This window comes from Mesorhizobium captivum, from assembly GCF_033977165.1.
Taxonomy (GTDB): Bacteria; Pseudomonadota; Alphaproteobacteria; order Rhizobiales; family Rhizobiaceae; genus Mesorhizobium; species Mesorhizobium captivum.
Map to the genome: position 1 here is coordinate 71,545 of NZ_JAVIJB010000020.1, position 17,665 is coordinate 89,209.

At 56.5% G+C, this 17,665-nt stretch carries 15 protein-coding genes and 3 pseudogenes; 11 read left to right on the forward strand and 7 right to left on the reverse strand.

Annotation, left to right across the window (positions count from 1 at the left end; all coding sequences use genetic code 11):
- Nucleotide 1 precedes the first annotated feature (1 nt).
- Together RFM40_RS18200 and RFM40_RS18205 are read left to right on the forward strand one after the other, a co-directional pair.
- Complete coding sequence (locus RFM40_RS18200; protein WP_320277925.1) at nucleotides 2-1,075, forward strand: GlxA family transcriptional regulator; 1,074 nt, start codon at nucleotides 2-4, stop codon at nucleotides 1,073-1,075.
- The gene (locus RFM40_RS18205) at nucleotides 1,072-1,482 is read left to right on the forward strand and encodes a cupin domain-containing protein (RefSeq protein ID WP_320277926.1); all 411 of its coding nucleotides are present in this window, start codon (nucleotides 1,072-1,074) and stop codon (nucleotides 1,480-1,482) included. Before RFM40_RS18200 ends, RFM40_RS18205 begins: the two co-directional genes overlap by 4 nt.
- Nucleotides 1,483-2,210: 728 nt before the next feature.
- On the opposite strand, the gene RFM40_RS18215 is transcribed toward RFM40_RS18205, so the two are convergent.
- Both RFM40_RS18215 and RFM40_RS18220 read right to left on the reverse strand, forming a co-directional pair.
- Nucleotides 2,211-3,602, reverse strand: coding sequence for an aminotransferase (locus RFM40_RS18215; protein ID WP_320277927.1), 1,392 nt, complete (start codon nucleotides 3,600-3,602; stop codon nucleotides 2,211-2,213).
- Between the two features lie 87 nt (nucleotides 3,603-3,689).
- Nucleotides 3,690-4,592: a class I SAM-dependent methyltransferase gene (locus RFM40_RS18220; protein WP_320277928.1), complete on the reverse strand. Its 903-nt coding sequence runs from the start codon at nucleotides 4,590-4,592 to the stop codon at nucleotides 3,690-3,692.
- A 398-nt stretch (nucleotides 4,593-4,990) separates the two neighbouring features.
- Here RFM40_RS18220 and RFM40_RS18225 point away from each other — a divergent pair, with 398 nt between their 5' ends.
- The 3 genes from RFM40_RS18225 to RFM40_RS18235 are packed head-to-tail and all read left to right on the forward strand — an operon-like array spanning nucleotide 4,991 to nucleotide 7,746.
- Nucleotides 4,991-5,407: a ParB N-terminal domain-containing protein gene (locus RFM40_RS18225; RefSeq protein ID WP_320277929.1), complete on the forward strand. Its 417-nt coding sequence runs from the start codon at nucleotides 4,991-4,993 to the stop codon at nucleotides 5,405-5,407.
- A 10-nt stretch (nucleotides 5,408-5,417) separates the two neighbouring features.
- Nucleotides 5,418-6,782: a type III PLP-dependent enzyme domain-containing protein gene (locus tag RFM40_RS18230; RefSeq protein ID WP_320277930.1), complete on the forward strand. Its 1,365-nt coding sequence runs from the start codon at nucleotides 5,418-5,420 to the stop codon at nucleotides 6,780-6,782.
- A complete protein-coding gene (locus RFM40_RS18235) occupies nucleotides 6,772-7,746 on the forward strand; it encodes a PLP-dependent cysteine synthase family protein (protein ID WP_320277931.1) in 975 nt (324 codons plus the stop codon). Before RFM40_RS18230 ends, RFM40_RS18235 begins: the two co-directional genes overlap by 11 nt.
- Nucleotides 7,747-7,946: 200 nt before the next feature.
- Here RFM40_RS18235 and RFM40_RS18240 read toward each other — a convergent pair whose 3' ends face one another.
- Nucleotides 7,947-8,774: an SDR family NAD(P)-dependent oxidoreductase gene (locus RFM40_RS18240; RefSeq protein WP_320277932.1), complete on the reverse strand. Its 828-nt coding sequence runs from the start codon at nucleotides 8,772-8,774 to the stop codon at nucleotides 7,947-7,949.
- 534 nt (nucleotides 8,775-9,308) lie between these two features.
- On the opposite strand from RFM40_RS18240, the pseudogene RFM40_RS18245 reads away from it, so the two are divergent.
- The 3 genes and pseudogenes from RFM40_RS18245 to RFM40_RS18255 form a co-directional block, all read left to right on the forward strand.
- A pseudogene (locus tag RFM40_RS18245) lies at nucleotides 9,309-9,945 on the forward strand (IS66 family transposase); the annotation flags it as partial.
- 533 nt (nucleotides 9,946-10,478) lie between these two features.
- Complete coding sequence (speB, locus tag RFM40_RS18250) at nucleotides 10,479-11,558, forward strand: agmatinase (protein WP_320277933.1); 1,080 nt, start codon at nucleotides 10,479-10,481, stop codon at nucleotides 11,556-11,558.
- Nucleotides 11,559-12,068: 510 nt separating this feature from the next.
- On the forward strand, nucleotides 12,069-13,061 hold the full coding sequence (locus tag RFM40_RS18255; protein ID WP_320277934.1) for a LysR family transcriptional regulator: 993 nt from the start codon (nucleotides 12,069-12,071) through the stop codon (nucleotides 13,059-13,061).
- Here RFM40_RS18255 and RFM40_RS33840 read toward each other — a convergent pair.
- The 3 genes and pseudogenes from RFM40_RS33840 to RFM40_RS33715 form a co-directional block, all read right to left on the reverse strand.
- Nucleotides 12,990-13,220: pseudogene (locus RFM40_RS33840) on the reverse strand (hypothetical protein); the annotation flags it as partial. The gene RFM40_RS18255 and the pseudogene RFM40_RS33840 sit on opposite strands and share 72 nt — an antisense overlap.
- 107 nt (nucleotides 13,221-13,327) lie before the next feature.
- The gene (locus tag RFM40_RS18260; RefSeq protein WP_320277935.1) at nucleotides 13,328-13,546 is read right to left on the reverse strand and encodes a hypothetical protein; all 219 of its coding nucleotides are present in this window, start codon (nucleotides 13,544-13,546) and stop codon (nucleotides 13,328-13,330) included.
- Nucleotides 13,543-13,766, reverse strand: a pseudogene (locus RFM40_RS33715) (IS91 family transposase); the annotation flags it as partial. The pseudogene RFM40_RS33715 and the gene RFM40_RS18260, both read right to left, overlap by 4 nt.
- On the opposite strand from RFM40_RS33715, the gene RFM40_RS18265 reads away from it, so the two are divergent.
- Together RFM40_RS18265 and RFM40_RS33720 are read left to right on the forward strand one after the other, a co-directional pair.
- Nucleotides 13,755-15,737 carry a molybdopterin dinucleotide binding domain-containing protein gene (locus RFM40_RS18265; RefSeq protein WP_430691695.1) on the forward strand — a complete coding sequence of 661 codons (1,983 nt, stop codon included), beginning with the start codon at nucleotides 13,755-13,757 and terminating at the stop codon, nucleotides 15,735-15,737. The pseudogene RFM40_RS33715 and the gene RFM40_RS18265 sit on opposite strands and share 12 nt — an antisense overlap.
- 23 nt (nucleotides 15,738-15,760) lie before the next feature.
- Nucleotides 15,761-16,003 carry a 2Fe-2S iron-sulfur cluster-binding protein gene (locus RFM40_RS33720; protein WP_430691700.1) on the forward strand — a complete coding sequence of 81 codons (243 nt, stop codon included), beginning with the start codon at nucleotides 15,761-15,763 and terminating at the stop codon, nucleotides 16,001-16,003.
- Nucleotides 16,004-16,127: 124 nt separating this feature from the next.
- Here the strand turns inward: RFM40_RS33720 and RFM40_RS33725 are convergent, their stop codons facing one another.
- On the reverse strand, nucleotides 16,128-16,466 hold the full coding sequence (locus RFM40_RS33725) for an ROK family protein (RefSeq protein WP_430691696.1): 339 nt from the start codon (nucleotides 16,464-16,466) through the stop codon (nucleotides 16,128-16,130).
- Nucleotides 16,467-16,678: 212 nt separating this feature from the next.
- On the opposite strand from RFM40_RS33725, the gene RFM40_RS18270 reads away from it, so the two are divergent.
- Entirely contained in the window at nucleotides 16,679-16,831 is a 153-nt protein-coding gene (locus tag RFM40_RS18270) for a hypothetical protein (RefSeq protein WP_320277937.1), read from the forward strand.
- Nucleotides 16,832-17,665: the final 834 nt, after the last annotated feature.

Below are 17,665 nucleotides of genomic sequence, written 5' to 3' on the forward strand. Positions count from 1 at the left end.
CATGGCAGACAAGCCCTCTCACTCGGATCCCAAGCCCGTCCTGATCGATGTCGTTCTGGCGGACGGCTTCTCGATGCTGACGACGACCTTGATTCTCGAAGCATTGCGCTTTGTGAACCTTGCCCATCGTCGCAAGGCATTCGACTGGGTGATCAAAGGTGTCCAATCAGATGCGCCGCGCGCCAGCAACGGCTTCACGCTCGCGACACAATACCATTTCGACAGTGACGCGCCCCCAGCCGAGATCATCTTTCTCAACGCCTCCTATTTCCCAGACGCGGCCGGGTCATTGCGGCTATCGAGCTGGCTTAGAGCGGCGGTGCGGCACGGCGCATGGATCCTCGCAGTTGACACCGCGCCTATTCTCTTGGCCCAGGCCGGCGTGCTTGATGGACGGATTGCGACGGTTCATTGGGAAGAGTTCGACAGCGCGCGGGAACGCTTCCCGAACGTCAACTTCCGCAGCTCCGGTATGGAGCAAAGTGGGCGCATCATTACGTGCAGCGGTGGAATGGCCGTCCTCGATATGATGTTGATCTGGCTGGCGCAGCACCAAGGCGAGGAGATTGCCCGATACGTACGAGAGTGCTTTTTCCTGAAGGATGCACACGCCAGCCTGATCATACGAGACAAGACGCTGTCTATGGCGATTGAAGCCATGCGTCAGGCGATCCCAAACCCACTGTCTCTTGAGAAGATTGCAGCGCGGTGCAACGTATCGCTTCGACAGTTGCACCGCCGCTTCGAAGCCGAGTTTGGCGTCGCTCCGGGCAGGGTTTACACTGCTTTGCGGCTCCAGAAGGGACAATCGCTGCTCGTCAATACGCGCTACCCGATCGCGAAGATTGCCTTCGCCTGTGGATATTCGTCAGCCTCTCATTTTGCTCACACATATCGATCCTTCTTCGGACTGCCACCGAATGAAGAACGCGCGCGTATAGCCGCCGGAAAAGCTCAATCTCAAAACAGGTTGGCGATTTTTTTCCAGCCGAGCTCGAGCCTGTTAGTCAACGTCCTTGGCCCAGGCGAGTCAGTCCCTAGTACTGTTTCCTCAATCGAAGGTCAAAGTAAATGAAGTCTATTGAGCATGTACCTGTTCGTATAATACGCATGCGAGCCGAAGGGGACCCAATCAGTGGCATGAGCCCGTGGGAGAAGCTGTCCCATACCGGTGTCATCGCTGGCGAACCGACGCAGCGACGGTGCCGTTTTTACATCGCCGATCGAAAGATCCCAGGTCAAGTGCGCGTGGGCATCTGGGAAGCGACGGCCTACACCGAAAAAATTGTAAACTATCCCAAAGACGAATTCATGCATGTTATTGAGGGCTCAGTCACAATAATCGAAGAGGACGGTCGCCGCGAGATTTTCGAAAAGGGCGACAGCTTCTTCATGCCCTGCGGCTTCACTGGATTGTGGCAGCAGGACGAGCCGATGAAGAAATATTTCATGGTTTTCGACGCTTATGACAGCGGCGACTAACAATTGGGTCGCCATTATTGAGCACGAGGGCAGGTTGCGTTGATGCACGTTCTTAAGGCCGCGGCACCGCCTCTCACGGTAGCCTCCCGATCACTCGGAAGGTAGCGAGGTGGCGGAGACGTACCGCGACATTCTCGGCATCCACGCTATAGCACCTTGAGAGTGTGGTCGAATGCGGTCATCTTTGCCGATGCCGGAAAGCGTCAGCCGGTCAAAATTGCCGTTGCCAAAATCGTCATTATCGGCGATCTAAGCACGGCCTTGCTGGGACGCGAAGCGAGACATCAAGGCTGACCAGCGCGCATCGTTTGGGCGCGGGTAGTCGAGATGCCTGTTGCCATCAATCCGACGTCTTGCGATCGACCAGCAAAAATCGCTTCAGGGGTCCCGGGCAGCACCATTAAACCCGAAACAGAGCGTTTCATCGTAAGACCGTATGTCCGCCTCTCCCTCCCGGCCCGCCTCCGCAGTCGCAATAGCGTTCTTCAGCTTCGCAACATCGATTCCGACAAATGCTTCTCTATAATCCGCCACCGCTCGTCCTCCTGTGGTGAGGATCCGCTCGGCCCGCCCGAGCAACCCTCGGACGCGCAGTGTAGGGCGAGCCACCTCACCGGCAGAGGCGGACATACGGTCTTACGTTTCATCGATAGTCCGCAAACGTACTCATGGTTTACATTCTGTCCTGGAGAGCCACCCTGTTGCAACACGACCGCCCATTTACGCAATCAACCCTCGGCCAAGTTCTCCTTTGCTATCCAAGTTGCGACGTCAACGAGCGCTTTCTCGAAGCGATCGAAGAGTTCCTCAAGCTCGTCCTCAGAAATGATCATTGGCGGACAGAAAGCGATGGTATCGCCGAGCGCCCGCAGGATTGCGCCATGTCGCTCGGCGGATTTCGCGATCTGCGGACCGATACCATGTCTCGGATCGAAGGACCGTTTGGTCCGTTTGTCGGCCACGATTTCGGCGCCGCCGATCAGCCCGCAATAGCGGGCTTCGCCGATGAGCGGGTGCTCGGCGAGTTTTTTCATGCGTCTCGCGAAGATCGGTGCCACCTGCCTGACGTGGCCTGGAATGTCACGTTCTTGATAAATCTCGATTGCCTTGATCCCCAGTGCGCAACTCAGCGGATGGCCTCCAAAAGTAAAGCCATGGTCGAAGGAGCGAATCTGTTCCGAATGAGAAAAAGCTTGATAGATGTCATCAGGGATAAGAACGGCCCCGAGGGGAGCGTAAGCCGAAGTGAGCTGTTTTGCTACGGATATCGTAGTCGGTCGCATACCAAGCGTCTCGCAGCCCCACCAATTACCTGTCCGGCCGAACCCCGTTATAACCTCATCGTCAATTAGAATTATGTTGTGCTCGTCCAAGATCTCATTGATGGTCTCGTAGTATCCCTTCGGCGGCACGATAACTCCGCCTGCGCCCATTATGGGTTCGGCGACGAAGGCGGCGATCGTGTCGGGCTCCTCTCGCTCAATCAGGTTGCGCAGCGACTGCGCCATCCGTTGTACGAACTCTTCCTCTCTCTCTCCCTCGATCGCAAAGCGATAGTAATGCGGGCACTCCGCGTGAAGCACGCGCCCGATAGGCAGATCCCACCCGGCATGGTTGCCCGGCAGTCCGGTAAGCGATGCAGCCATGACCGTCACTCCGTGATAGGCATTGATGCGGGAGATGATCTTCTTCTTGTGTGGCCGACCCAACGCGTTATTCATGTACCAAGCCAGTTTGACCTGGGTGTCGTTCGCCTCTGAGCCTGAGGATGTATAGAACACTTTCGAGATTGGAATCGGCGCGATCTCCTTGAGCTTTTCGGCGAGCTTAATGGCAGGTTCTGTGCTCTTCGCGCCGAACAGATGATAATATGAAAGTGCCTGGAGTTGTTCTTTCGCCGCTTCAATCATCTCCTCGTCGCCAAAGCCTAAGCCAGCGCACCAAAGACCGGATAAGCCCTCAATGTAGGCACGACCCTGTTTGTCGTAGACGAAGACCCCTTTGCCTCCCTCGATGATAAGCGCGGCCGTCGTTTTCAGTTGATGGGTTGGTGTATAGGGATGTAACAGAGCTTCTATATCGCGAGTCTGCAGATTGGAAAGATGCGGCGACTTCAGCATAACTCTCTCCGCGAATGTGCTTGTAGAAGGAAAGATCTGAAGAGATTTGGGTTGGACTTTGGGAAATGACGGTTCGCGGCCGCTGCGCTACAGCTGCATCACAAGGTAGCCGAAATCGCCATTCCTGACATGCTCGTAGTGACAGCAGCTCGAGATCACAGGACGCAAGCGCAGCTGATCTAGATAGCCGGTCTCAAGATAAATTCGTGGGTGCCACCCTCGATTCTGGATCGAGCTTACTAACTCAACAAGCGGTGCGATAACGCCCTCTGAGTCGCAAATTGCAATCGGCGGCATCTGTAATCTCTCCTCAAGTTCACGCGCGGAGTATTCGGCGTCACCACCATACGGAACATTGGCGACAATACAGTCGGGTTCGTGACCGCGTACATCGTCAACGAAAAAGCTTTCATAAAAGGTGATGTCAGCGCGGTGCCGCTTGGCGTTCTCCATTGCTAGGCACAGTACGTTGGGATCTATGTCACACGCCGTGACTTCAAGATCAGGCCTTTCGCACTTCAAGGAAATTGAAAGCCATCCGCAACCAGTTCCAACCTCCAAAATTCTTCCGTCGTAAGGTGCATCAAGGATCACACGTTCAGCGAGTTCATGGGCATAATCATCTGGAATGTAGCAGCGGCGATCGATGTGGAACTCGCGGCCAAGGAAACGAACACATCCACGGAGATATGCGTTCGGCTCGCCGAATCGCTTTCTAGTAGCTAATCGATAGAGCTTCGCGTGGTCTTCTCCGGCTAACCGGCGTATCTCGTCCACTTCCACATCGGAAATATTGCTCTTTCTTAGTAGTTCCAGCGAGTCCTCGCCTTTTCTGATTTTCATTGTTCGGTACTCACCGCTAATTGGCTCGGCAATTGACGATATCTTGGTGTTGCCAAGCATCCGCCGGTTCAGAAAAACTGGTCTTTTGGCATCTATACCCTGTCGCCTCAGATTGCAGCTGTGCTTTTTGCGAATGAGCTTCGACATTTTAGAATCTGGCTTCGCACTTTGTGGATGTATCAAGGGTGACCCGCATTGCATGGCCTTGAGGAGGTGACTCAAGTGAGATTCTGACCTATGGCCCGGCTGCCGCCCTCACAGATGCTTCTCGAAGCGAAAAAAAAGACGCTGACTCAAAACTGGCTCGTTTCGGCGTTCAAGGCAGGCTTGGTCCTATCGCGCAACGTGCTGGCGGCGGCTTGGGCTTGCGCCCCCGTGAGTCGCGCCTCTGTCGCTGTGTATTGATTCGCGAGCCGGGCCTACGGTCTGTCAACGGCCTTTTGGGCGTTCGCAACCGATCGATGAATGGCGGCGCGACTTTGGGCAGGGGCTGAGTACGTTGCCAATCTGACAAGTGCCAGATTGACTAACCTGAGGAAACCGGAATGAGCGGCACCCAAAAAAAGACGCCTGATTATACCGTAGTGAATCTGCCTGTCAGCCAGCTCCGACCGAGCGAGGAGATCGACATTGGCCGTGCGCTGACGCTTGCCAAAATGATCGCCAAAGAAAGGTGCTGGACCCGGCCGTTTTTCGTCGAACGGAGCCATTCAGTAATTATGGATGGGCACCATCGGCGTTTCTGTGCCATCGAGCTGGGTCTGTCATTTGCGCCATGCCTCTTGCTCTCCTACGACGATCCGAACTTGCATGTGACTTCATGGTATGACCAAACCCCTTTTGCCGTGGATCAGATCATTCAGGCTGGCCTTTCCGGAAAGCTGATGAGCTTCAAGACGACTCGACACAAGTTGGAGGTGATGCTGCCACGCTGTTCCGTCGATCTCCAGGACCTGAAGTGACGAGCCTTTGATGATCCAGGGATATTCGATCGATGAACCGGAGCCGCTACTCAGCGGGTGGGTGATCGATTTGCTCAACAGCCGATCCGAACTCGCAGCTTGGGTCGATGGATTCGGATCACCATTGCACGTCGTGTTTCCGGAACAGGCCAAGAACAATTACTTTGGATGGCTGAAAGAGCTGCGTACTGTCTATGGCGATTGCCGAATCCAGTTCGCGCTGAAGGCATGTAAGTCCGCCTCGCTCCTGCGGGCGTTCGCTTTGGCCGGCGCTGGTGCGGACGTTTCTTCGGCTCAGGAGATGAGTTCGGCGTTCTTGAACTTAGTTCCAGTGGAGCGCATGTCGATGACGGGCCCGGCTAAGTCTGAGTTCGAAATACGTTTGTGCATCCGGCATAGGGTGGCAATTCATGTCGACAGCGTTGAGGAGTTGAAGCGCGTTCTCGCGCTGGGTCAGACTGGAGGAGGTATCGACCGTCTGTTCCTTCGGGTCCGCCCTATAAGCGAACCGGGCTCACGATTTGGAATGACGGACGATCAGCTGCTCGCATGCCTCCCGTTGCTTAAACAGGGCAAAGTAGGGCGTGTCGGTCTGTCTTTTCATATCAACGACTACACAGTTCAGAATCGCGCGGAACAAATGCGATCCTCGGTCGCCTTCCTTAGGCATGTCCGCGCCACTTGCCTGGCGCCCGGCGGCATCGATATTGGCGGTGGGTATCCGATGCGCTATCTTCGAACGTTCGATCCGGTTGCGTACGGTCGTGGCGATCATTGGGCTAGCTCGGCAAAACAGGGGAATTATCCTTACGCCTCAGAGGTTGCCGGTCCCCAACACGCCGTAGCGGTCATCCAAACCGCTCTTGCCGATATCGCAGACCGAAGCTTTCTAGAGCGTAACCGAATTCCGATCCTGTTGCAGCCAGGTCGTGCGCTCCTCGACCAATGTGGGATCAGCATATTTGCTGTGATCGACGTCAAGAACCTTGGAAGCAACCGATTTGCCGTGGTCCTTGACGGTATGTCGTTTTCACTTTCCGAGACTTGGTTTGGCGCTGACTTCGTTCCAGCTCCAGCGATCGTACATCGAGAGAGATGCACGGCGCCTCAAAACGATGCACGTTATTTCCTGGTCGGACGCAGCTGCCTTGAATCCGATATCATCCGCTGGCGCGGCTTGGCAGTTGAGAGTGGTGTTTGCCCAGGAGATCTCGTTGTATTTGCCAATACCGCCGGTTACCAAATGGACTCTAATGAAAGCTCATTCCATCAAATTCCCTTGCCCAAAAAGATAGCCGCTGTCAGGTATCCGTGCGGATGGAAAATCTTATCGGATGAGACTCCTTCGCAGGGAGGAATGCCTAGTGATTGTTAATAGCATTCTTGAAACTATTGGGCGCACGCCCATGCTGCACATTTCTTTACGAAGGGGCGAGGTCGACCTCTACATCAAACTTGAAATGTTTAATCCTACAGGCTCGATGAAGGACCGTATGGCATTGAACATGATCGAGAGCACACATAGCGAGGTCGCTATTGGTATTGTCGAATCCTCTTCAGGGAACACAGCCAGTTCGCTAGCCATGATCTCCGCTGTGCGTAGGCTCGAATTTACTGCCCTAATGGACTCGCATGCAAGCCTCGACAAAATCCTTACTGTTCGTGCTTTTGGCAGCCATGTCCAGATCGTTGGTAATGACGATGGAGCCCTCGCTACAGATGAGCGTGACGAGCAAGCGAGACGGTTTGCTATCCAAAACTGCTACTACTGGACGGAGCAGCACAACAATCCAGCCAACGCAGCTGGCTATGCCGGACTGGCCACTGAATTGCTGGATGATCTGGGCCCGACAATCACTCATTTTGTGTCTGCGATCGGCACCGGCGGGTCACTTTGCGGGACTGCCCGTCAGCTCAGAATGCATGTTCCTGGCGTCCAAGTGATTGGCGTAGAACCTGTGGGAAGCATCATCTTTGGCGGCCAGGGGGGGCACTATCACCAATCGGGGACTGGTACTCCCCAAGGTGCAAATGTCGGTATGGTGATCGATTACGACGTAATAGATTGGGGTCGAAAAGTAGGCGACGACGAAGCTTTCTCGACATGCCACTATTTGGCCCGGCGGCATGGCGTGCTCGTCGGCGGTTCGACCGGCGGGGCAATCTACGAGGCCCTTAGCTTGGCCCGTGAGGCACCGGTTAGTTCGCGCATTGTTGCGTTGGCCTGCGACAGCGGCACAAAATACCTGGACACAATTTTCAACGAGGAGTGGCTGTCAAAGCATAATATTCGAGTAATTGACGTCGAGGCGCAGTTTGCCGATCTCTTCGCGAGCTGATCGGCTCGCAGATGTGCATTCGTTCGTGCGATTCCGGAGCCGAAGCGAGCCACCCCCAGTAAGTGCACGCTGAACCCATCGCCGAATTTCCTTCGGCATCAGGGAAACACGGTCCACTTGCGACACAAGTCACGAAGGAGTCAGCGCCCGAGACCGTTGGTAGTAGACTCAGACAGGCTTCTTGCCGCCCGCTGCGACGATCAGATCCCAAACGGTACGCCCCCCGCAACCGGTAGCGCTATCCCTGTGACATAAGTGGCATGTGGCCCGGCAAGGTATGCGACAGCATCGGCCACCTCTTCCGGGGCTCCCGCCCTTCGAAGAGCTACGCGCAAATACCTACGCGTCGCGACCTCGGAAACGGACAACTGAGCTTCGCGCGCCAAACGTTCGTTCGCCGCTGCATGCATATCTGTCATAATGTAGCCTGGACAGACTGCGTTGCAGCGAATCTTATCTACTCCGAACTCAGCGGCAATAGTTTTGGTCAATCCGATTAGCCCGTGCTTCATAGAGGTATATGCTCCAAAACCGGCTTCTGCGCCCAAGCTGCCGGTGGAACCAATATTGATGATCGACCCGCCCCCAATATTTTTCATCACAGGTATTGCTGCCCGGCTAAAAATCATCGGGCCAAGCAGGTTAACCCTAAAACTCAATTCCCATTCATCGGGAGTGGTCTCGAGAAAATCAGACGCGCCCGATAGTGAACCCGCATTGTTTACGAGGATGTCCAATCTACCAAAGCTGCGTTCCACTAACTCGATGCATCCTGCAATTTCCTCTTGCTTGCTAACATCAACTGGAACGGCAATGGCTTGTCCGCCCTCCAACTCTATCATGGCAACAGTTTCGGCCAGTAGTGGCTTAGTTTCGCAATTCACACCGTCTATTTCTATTGAGCCATCCAAATCCGTCACCACGATGGTGGCTCCCTCCTGAGCGAGACGTAAGGCGATAGCTCGCCCTATCCCGCGCGGGGCCGAGGAACCCGTCACAATTGCGATCCTGCCGGCTAACGGTTTCATATGGTTACTCCCATTGTGGCGCATCTAGCCAACCCGAGTTGGTATCCGAGTTGCCGAGCACTCGTGATCAGTTGGGGGATTGTGCTAGACAAGCATAGCTGACAATCCGCAGAGGACGCCTCAAACAGCCTCCTAATCCGACACACAGGTTCTCCAGCTCTGCGCCGCCTCTGCGACCTACCATGGTCAAAGTTGATTCCGGTCCGCAAGAGAGAACATGTAGCGCGGTCGCTTCTCGGAAGAGCCTGGTCCACAGCCAAGCGCTGTTCTTCACCCACGGCTGGGATACGGTGGCGTTGATGGCGGCCGCGACATCGTGCATTCGTGTCGACCGGCCACATCGATCGGCAAACAGCATAGCCAGTCGCACCCGTCTCGTATATGCCCGAGAAAGGTGGATAGTGGTCTATGCACCGGCAAGGGCGGTGCTTTAAACAACAACGCGACCGACCTTCGCTTCCAGCGATGGCCCGAAGCGCGCAGCTTACCATTCTGACCTCACGTTCCACCGAGTGATGAACAGCGTGACACTATAGCAGAGGCGCGGACTGTGTAGCGCGTCACCTCGCCGGATTCAGTGGCCAAGTAGATGGCTACTCGGCCTGTACCTACGTAAGCAAGTTGCGGACCAAAACCAGCAGCAACGAAAACGGCCAGACTCGCAGGATGTTGGGCGCATCTGCGGTGCAATTTTGCGAGCCGCATGTCAGTGCCGCCTCGCAAGCCGCGAGGAAATCGGTCACGACCGTGAGGCAAACTGTGGAAGGCGGAGGACGAGGTCCGCATGCCGATAGCTGCGCTGCGCTCCGCCAGGAAAACCTACGGGCATTGTCGCGAGCGCGACACGGAACTGCGCAAGGTGTCAAGCCAAGTGAGGACTTGACCCCTCCTATTTCTCATTTCGCCCGACACAAGGCCTCCGGAAAATGCAAACCGCTGAGGCAATCCGCTATGCGCTCACCCGTCGGGGGGCTAGAATGATTCTGACCGACGGTCGCATCGAAATGACTCCAACATCGTAGATCGCGCCGTCAGGCTCCAGACAATTACTCGCAAAACCGCCAATTTGCCGGCAGCGAGGGCGCTGGACGAACCATCGCTCAACACTGGCACTGCCTTCCAAATCGAAATGCTCATGCCCTGGAACTTCAAGCCAGACGCCATCAGCTAACCGCTTACGATCAGATGAGAAACTGCGATGATTCGAGGAGAGCTACTCGGCTCCGCGGGCAGGCATTCGGGACAGCGCGACTCACAGCATTTCCAACCCACCGCTGTTTGCTTCGCATAAAGACGAGGTAACGTATGTTGTTTCGATCTTTCGAGCAGCGGAATGCGACACATCCTGTCGGTACTTGCCGATCCGTGACACGGTCTCTTTCAGTCGATACGTTTTTCCACAGGCTAAACAATTGATTAGCAATGGGAATTCTCTTCTTCAGGTTTGATCAGTCAAGTTGGCACAATTTTTGTGCCTGCATTGCTGACGGGCGGCGGAACCGCTGGCTGGCCACGTAGCGGTTATCTGTGATGCAAACACGTCAACTCAGTGTTCAGACCACATTCAGCAGAAAAGAAGCATGCTCGAGAGGCGGAGAGGGGGCACGATACCATATTGGCCCACGTTTCCCCTGGCCAAGCGTTTATCGGCGCGAATCTGTTCCTACCAGGCAATTGATCACGAGAACCTATGGAATGAGTCTGATGGCATGGAATGAGAAAGAACTGGAAAGACTCCGTGAGCGCTACAGCTCCGGCCATGGCGGCGAAATCACTGATCCGCGGTTCCGCAAAGTGGCGGACCGGATATTCTCGGAGCAAGGTCGCTGTGCCGCACCGTATGCGGGCATCCCGACGTTTCTGGACGCGCCCTATCTCCTCGTGGGCGACGAGAGCACCGGTTTATGTGACCTGCAACTGGCGCTGATCGGCATCCCCACTGACCTGGGAGTGTCGAACCGTCCGGGTTCTCGTTTCGGGCCACGAGCGGTGCGTTCCGTCGAGCGGATCGGTCCCTATAATTACGTGCTCGACTGCGCGCCGACCTACGATCTGAACGTTGCGGATATTGGAGATGTTTCCTTCACCAGCCGCTACCGATTAGAGCAAAGCCACGAAGACATAGAGAGGAGAATCGGCCAAATCGTGGCTGCCGGTGTTGTCCCGCTTTCGGTCGGCGGCGACCACTCCATCACCCATCCCATCCTACGCGCAGTCGGCAAAGAGAGGCCCGTCGGCCTGATCCATATTGATGCGCATTGCGACACGGGTGGCCTGTTCGACCAGACAAAATTTCATCATGCAGGGCCTTTGCGTAACGCCGTACTCGACGGCGTTCTCGATCCCACGCGCACCGTTCAGATCGGCATTCGTGGCTCCTCCGAATATCTGTGGGAGTTCTCCTACGATTCGGGCATGACAGTGATTCATGCGGAAGATATCTCGGAAATTGGGATCGATGCCGTAATAGCGAAGGCGAGGGCAGTTGTCGGTGGTGGTCCAGTCTATCTCTCCTTCGATATCGATAGTCTTGACCCAGCTTTCGCACCTGGCACCGGGACGCCCGAGGTCGGCGGCCTCACCACTCGCGAGGCGCAGGCGATCCTCCAAGGCATGAAGGGTGTCAACCTTGTCGGTGGCGATGTGGTCGAGGTCGCACCACAATACGACGCCACTGCTAACACGGCCCATGCCGGCGCTCAGATGCTGTTCGAAATCTTGAGTTTGATGGTTTTCAGCCCAGCAGTGATGAACAAGCGCTCCGCAATAGGACGGAGAGCATAAAGAATACCACAGTCCCAGGCAGCCAAGGCTCGTTCGATGGGTTTGAAATCGGGCAATACCGCTAGTGTCCGCAGCATTTGGCAACTTCCAACCCCGCAAATGGATTGTCCATGGTCGATCACCGATTTGAAATGACGTCAGGTAAAATGCAGCGCATGCGAACTTTAACCTGCGCCACTTAGCGAGATTCGGCGGGTTACGAGCGAGGCGGTAAGGTTACACAGCCCAAATGATCGATATGAAGTGTAATGTGGACCATTCTGCAGGTGACGCGGAATGGAATCGCCTGGGTGATGGTCCGTCCTCTGGACACTGGTCACCGCGTCGGCTATCGCATGGAGCATAGCCTGACTTTACGTGTGTTATCCCGTAGGACGAGGGACCCTGCGCATGGTGCAAAGTGCACGGCGCGTGGTCATAATCGCCATAAATCGGGTGGTGCGGTGTCCATCATGGGCTTCGTCCAGTGAATCGGCACGCGTGGGTAATCGCCATAGGAGACGAAGCAACATGTCTGGCGGCGCCCCAAAATTGCCTCCCCTAAATTCGCTCAAAGCATTTGATGCGGTCGCACGGCATGGAAGCATGTCAAGAGCTTCAGCAGCGCTGAATATCACTCCGTCCTCTATGGCCCGACATGTGCGTAAACTGGAAGAGTACGTTGGAGTAAACCTGCTGGCTCGAAACGCGAACTCGATCACCCTAACTGGGGAAGGAAAGTATTACTCGGCCGCCGTTCGCCCGGCATTCGACATTCTGGCAGCGGCAACCGATTCTTTGCTGACTCAAGAGGACGATGAACCGCTACGCATCAGTTGCGTGCCGACGCTCGGCAATCCCTGGTTTGCAACACAACTGGCGGCCCTGCAGGAACGTATGCCCGGAATATCGATTCAGTGTGATTTTTCGCCAGTTCCGGTCAATTTCGATCGCGATCACGTCGATTTCGCAATTCGGTATGGGCCAGGGAGCTATCCTGATGCCGATTCTGAATTACTGTTTGTTGATAAGGTGGCGCCAGTTTGCACGCCTTTGGTCGCACGCCTCATTCGTACAGCAGACGATCTAACGAAGGTAGCGCGGATTTCAAGCCAAGAAAGGACAACCGAGGGTCATTCTGTTTGGTATTATTGGGCAAATGTCTGCTACGGTCCAAAGTTCGCACAAGTAGTTGATGCCGCGAAGGGACCTGTTTTGAAGTGCGCACGTTTCATGATCGAGGCCCTAAAGGTTGGAGAAAACGTAGCGATAGTTGATTATACGACCGCGAGGATGGACCTACAGCGCGGGCTGTTGGTGACACCCCTTGGCCAATGGATTGACGCGCCCTACGGATATCACCTCCTGACGCCCAAGCGACGGGCACCACGGGTTGCGACTAAGCGGCTCAAGGCCTTGCTGAAGAACACCGTAGAATCGCTAGCAATCGCCTCAGTACATCGAACTGCAAAAACATCGACCGAGGGTGGGTCGCGACAACGCTCCGTCCACAAACTCAAATGAATGCGGGTTCCCTTTGCAGGTAAATCCCTGTTCACTGGCTCGTAGAGGACGTCGCCGACAAGCAACGACTACATTCGGCGTCGGCTGGGTAATGGCCTCGCAGTCCCGACAGCTCAGTTTCGGCCGCACATGCACGAGGACTTTTAAGTGTGACGGTACATATTCAGCACCTCGCGTTCATCGCAGCTGATCTTGCGCAGCCGCTCAGGACCGCAGGCTGGGCAGTCACAGACCCCGGCGTGGGTCATGACCTCGCGCGGGGGTGATCAGGCAGCGGCTGGCGATTGCCCACGCGCTAGAAGCCTGGTCGGCACCGGCATCGCACCTGGCATCGCCGCAGTCGCATCCTGTTGGGCTTCGCTGACGGCCTCGGCCGCCTCCAGGTCGCCGATGATCGGCTCGAGCAGATCGATCCGGCGATCGAGCTTCTCGCGCAAGGCGACGGGTGCCGAACCAGACGATGTGGACGCACTCGGCGTGATCATGAGGTGTCATTCCAGAAGGGGGTCGGCGCCTGCCCCGCATCGCCAAGCGGCGAGCGTGACCATCGCCCCTCCGCAGCATGGGCAGCGATGCGTCAACGCCAGGCGCTCGGCGGCGACAGCGGCGCTTTCGGCATCTGCTGTTGGCTGGCCAGCAGTCGAGCTTGGCGGCGCGATGACCGCTGGCGAGGAAGCCGTAATGACGGATGCGATGGAAACCGTCGACGCAGCCGGCGCGACCGGCACCGGACAGCATCGTAACGCCACTCAAACCGAGCGGGCGATTGCCACGCTTTATGCGCTTACTGGATCCTTCGATGTAGAGGGGGGGAATGTCCAGATAACTCCACTGCCGACGCCGGTCCTGCACAGCATGGCTTTGATGCCGGAAGAGCAACGCGCCAAGGCGCTGGGATTGGCCGATCGGCCGTTAGGACCGCCGCATAATGGTTGGATCACTTCCACGGACCTCTATGATGCCATCATCGATCACCGGCCTTATGGAGTAGAAGCGCTCGTAACATTCGGAACCAATCTTCTTGTCTCGCATCCCGCGCCCGGACGCGGCAAGCAAGCGTTGCAAGACCTGGACTTCTACGTTCATTGCGATTTGTTCCACAATCCAACCTCGGATTATGCCGATATCCTGCTTCCCGTCTCAACGCCCTGGGAATACGAGGCGCTTCGAATAGGCTTCGAAATATCCTTCGAGGCACAGGAACTTGTTCAGTTGCGGCAACAAATGGTCCCTCGCCAAGGTGACACCAGATCAGACGTCTGGATCATTTTCGAGTTGGCGAAAAGGCTCGGACTGGGCGAGCTCTTCTTTGATGGAGACATCGAAGCTGCCTGGAAATATCAGCTCGCCCCGCTCAATTTGGACCTCGAGACGCTGCGCGCCAACCCGCAAGGGGTGAGGGTCCCGATCGCGCGACGCTATCAAAAATACTGTGAGGAAGGGTTCCCGACTGAAACGGGCCGTGCCGAACTCTATTCAGAGAAATTGTTGCGTCACGGCTATCGCGCGGTTCCTGAATTCGTGCCCTCTCCAGAAAGCGGTGATCAGTCATTTCCCCTGGTGCTGATGGCCGCCAGCAACGGCTACTTCCGCCACAGCCAGGATCGCGGCATGTCGTCCCTGAGACGGAAACGGCCGGAGCCACTGGTGGAAATGCATCCCGATCTGGCCGCAGCTTACGGCATTGATCAGGGAGATCAGGTGCGCGTTTCGACGCGCATTGGATCGATCATTCTGAAGGCGTCTCTGGATGACGGCCTTGCTCCAGATGTCGTGGTCGGCGATTATGGCTGGTGGCAGTCTGCGCCGGATCTCGGGTTGCCTGGATATGGTCTAGAAGCAGACGGTGAAGGTGCGAACTACAACGCGTTGGTGCCGGAGCGTGACCGGGACCCAATCAGCGGTTCGCTGCCAATGCGCTCGCTTGCCTGCAGCATTCAGCTTGTCCGGAGTTCCTCCGAGCGGGCGATGCGCGATTTCCAGGTTGTTGGCCGGCGAGCCGAGGCAAACGAGATCGTTTCGCTCGAGTTCAAACCTGTCGACGGACTGCCCCTGTCCGGGTTCAAACCTGGCCAGCATGTGGCAATCAGGCTCGATGGCAACGAGCGCTGCTATTCCTTGATCGGCGGCAGCAGCGAGAGTCCGCATTCTTACTCTATCGCGGTCAAGCGAATCTTGGACGGCCCAGTTTCTGACTACCTCACATCCGTCGTCAAAGAGGGCGACGTGATCTCTCTGAAGCCTCCGGCTGGCAACTTTATCTTGCCGCTCATCAACGAATTCCCCGTGGTTTTGATCGCGGCAGGCATCGGCATAACGCCTTTTCTGTCGTTCCTGGAAAACCTGACCGGTGCGCCCGGCGAGCCCGAAGTTACCCTCTACTATACCTGCCGCGATGCCCAATCTCGGCCCTTCCACGCACGTCTTTGCCATCATGCGCGCCGCCTGGGCAATCTCCATGTCGTGAATTATCTAAGTCGGCCCGCGGAGCCTGTTGGAGATTTTCGAAGAGGTAGGTTCACCGTCGACGATATACCTGAAAGCTTGCTCCAGCGCAGGCCGCGGTTCTATCTGTGCGCGGGCAATGAGATGATAGATGAGGTCACCAGAGACCTGTTAGCTCGCAAGGTGCCCAAGTTCGATCCGAGCGGTTCCGCGCGCCGACCAGGCCGCTGACCATTGAGTCCGTTGCGTGCGACATCCGATTTTCCCGATCTGGCCGAACATTGCGATGGCAACCGGACTCAGGTGTGCTTTTGGACTTTGCGGAGAAGAAGGGCGAGCAACTGCCCAGCGGCTGCCGCGTCGGTCAATGTGAAAGCTGTGCAGTCAAAGTCTTGCAGGGCCGTGTCCGGCATCTGATCGAGGAACCGGAATTGGAGGAGGGGATGTGTCTGGCATGCCAGGCTGTGCCGCTATCCGACCTCGTTCTTGAGGCCTGATGCCCCGCAGTGCCGGGCGCGGTACCTCGCTGCCTGGGTTCGAGCTGCGGGCATCTTGCGGTCCTGTTTCCTCGCCATTTCTATTGTGCGTCCGGCAGGTTGCTCCTGGCGCCCCGAATGCGTCTTAATTCCCAATCTGATGGAGTGCTACGCCCACCGCCCCGAGCGCTGAGGCATCGTCACCAAAGCTGACCATCAACAACTCTGTCGTAGGGCCCATTTCCGATCCGTCGAGGCGAATTAGCGTGTGGCGTGAGATCGCTTCACGAAGCGGCTGCACGAAGAGTTCGCCCGCTGGAAGGAAGTCGCCGGCCACCGCTATGACCTCTGGGTCAACAATATTACATGCACCCGCGATCGCTCGACCGAGAATGCCGGCCACATCCGCAAGGACATGGCGGCAGCCTATGTCCCCCTCATTTCGCGCGCGCGATGAAATTGTCGATCGTAAAATCCCCGCCATAAGCCGGACGCAAAAGACGCAAGACGCTTCGCCTGGAAGACGCGCTAACGCCCGAATGCCGAAGCCGGATTGCCGACCCGCGAATCCTCGCACTGTCCCTGCGCCAGTATGAACTGGATCAGGTTCAACGGGTCGCTGCGCGCGATAGCAGTATCTCCTTGCCGGGACGAGCTAAGGCGCTTGAAGCGGAAAGTGGGGCGCGGACGGCCCGCATGCCCGAGCTGCTGCCGCAGATGAATAGCCTTCAGGAGGACATTCTTCGCGACGTGCCCGCGGTTCAGACCATTCGCCCGCGCGCCAGTGCCGTCATCGCGCGCAAGCTAAACGTGCGGCTCGTGCGCCGGCGCGATGCGCTTGTCGCATAGCGCACCGAACTCGGTGTTAGTCCAGGTTATGACAGCAGCACTAGCGGTAGCCGGCGAGCTCTCAGGTTTGCAAGCCGTCGGTCGCCTTACGGCCCCAAACAGGACGCTGACCTCCTCGATGTTGAGCGACGCCATGGCAGACTTCCGCTCCTCCAACTCCGGAGTTGGCCTGCCAACCGACTTGAGGGCGGGCGTGTCGAGCGTTCGCTTCTCCCGTTGTGTTTGCCGGTCGTGCGCACTTTTTGGCACGGCTGCAGGGCCTAGCTGGTCTCGGCGACGGGTCCGTGGCGAATTGGGCCGCCACAAGGTCGGCAGATGACTGCCCTCGCGCAGCCCACCCACCCTGGCGACGGGAGATCGAACACGTCCTCGCCGCCGCCTGTCCCGCGAAAAGGCAGACAAACACCCGAGCCACAGAGAAAATAGTTTTTAATGCGGCTATGTCGCATGTCCGACATCGTCGGACATGCGACATAGCCGAAAGGGGGATACCCGTGAAGTTGGCCTTCCCCGCGAAGGAATTGGCGGTCGTTTCCGCAAAATTTCGGCCAACCGACCAGTATTGCCCGATTTGCGGAGCCGCCTCGGCTCGATGTTCGGGCCAACTGCCCGAGGCATTCTGGCGAGGCCTCGGATCACATGCCCAAACTAGATTCTTCGAGCGATTTTGGAAGTTGGCATGGCCCTTGATGCTCTTCACTAGAGCAGCAGCTGCCGGCCAGCATTGTCGATGCGAGCGACATTGCATCGACGCAGCTGAGAAACGGAGAACAAAATGTCAGGCCTATGTCAGATATCGATTTTCGGTTCTTTGCGCTCGAGCCGGGTTTCGTT